The sequence below is a fragment of the Campylobacter concisus UNSWCS genome (assembly GCF_000466685.1).
Classification (GTDB): domain Bacteria; phylum Campylobacterota; class Campylobacteria; order Campylobacterales; family Campylobacteraceae; genus Campylobacter_A; species Campylobacter_A concisus_A.
Genome location: NZ_ANNG01000110.1, coordinates 1 through 965 on the forward strand (window position 1 = coordinate 1; position 965 = coordinate 965).

Below are 965 nucleotides of genomic sequence, written 5' to 3' on the forward strand. Positions count from 1 at the left end.
AGACAATCAAACTGACACGCAAAAACAAGAAACCTTTAAGCCTATGCAAGTAACTAAGAAATTTAAAACTTATGATATGCAAGCTGACGAGAAATTTAAAGAATTTTACAAATTTATAAAAACTGAATTTGATAATGGCGAAAGCATATTTGAAATTTTAGAAAAAGTCGCAAATAAAAAAGTGGATAAAACCGTATAAAAGGACTAAATTTAGAGCAATCATTGCTTTCTACAATAAAACAATGTAGCTATCTTTAATCCATTAAACCATCTTATTTAAAATTTGCTTCTTATCTATCTTTTGCATAAGCTCTAAGACGTCTATGCCTCTTTTTTCTTTGAAATTTAAAAGCTCTCTTGCATAGATAAATTTTTGATCCTTGTTTATATCATAGGTCTCATACTTTTTCTTAACCTGCATAGGTTTGAATTTCTTCTCATTTTGCTCTTTAGCGAAATTTGCATTGTATTCTTGTTCTTCTTTGTGTAGTTTGGCCAGAAATTCTTTATGCTCTTTTGTAGTTTTTTCTACATCTTCTCTATAAAGCTTCTTAAACTCTTCTATGCTTAGATCAGCTCTAACAAACAATGCAGCACCATCATTACTCATCATAGTGCCTTCTGGAAATGATTTTACAAAGGCTTCTAGTTCTGCCTCCTCTTCTGCTGTGCCAAGACCAATCATAAAGCCAATTATTGTTGGCTTGCCATCAACAGAGTTTGTAAGTAGCCAATCCATATAGCTTTGTAACTCTCCGACTCTAAATTCTTCCATAGTTTCTGGAGGGTATTTTGATGCTAAAGCTCTTCTTTCTTTCATGGGGTAATCAGACAACATATTATCTATTCGATTTATAGTATCTGTTATCCAGCCCTCTTTACTTTGGTCTATATCAATAAATTCTTTTACATTATCAGTCCAGGGTCTAAACATATACTTTGAGTAATCAAATTTCTCTTCGCTG

Annotated in this window: 2 protein-coding genes; one reads left to right on the forward strand and one right to left on the reverse strand. The window is 32.0% G+C overall.

Going from position 1 to position 965, the window contains the following annotated elements; translation table 11 throughout:
* Nucleotides 1–199 (forward strand): hypothetical protein (locus UNSWCS_RS12140; protein ID WP_035143952.1); only part of this gene is annotated, 199 nt, incomplete at its 5' end.
* Nucleotides 200–262: 63 nt separating this feature from the next.
* Here UNSWCS_RS12140 and UNSWCS_RS12145 read toward each other — a convergent pair.
* A partial coding sequence (locus UNSWCS_RS12145; RefSeq protein WP_051267856.1) for a hypothetical protein occupies nucleotides 263–965 on the reverse strand: 703 nt, incomplete at its 5' end.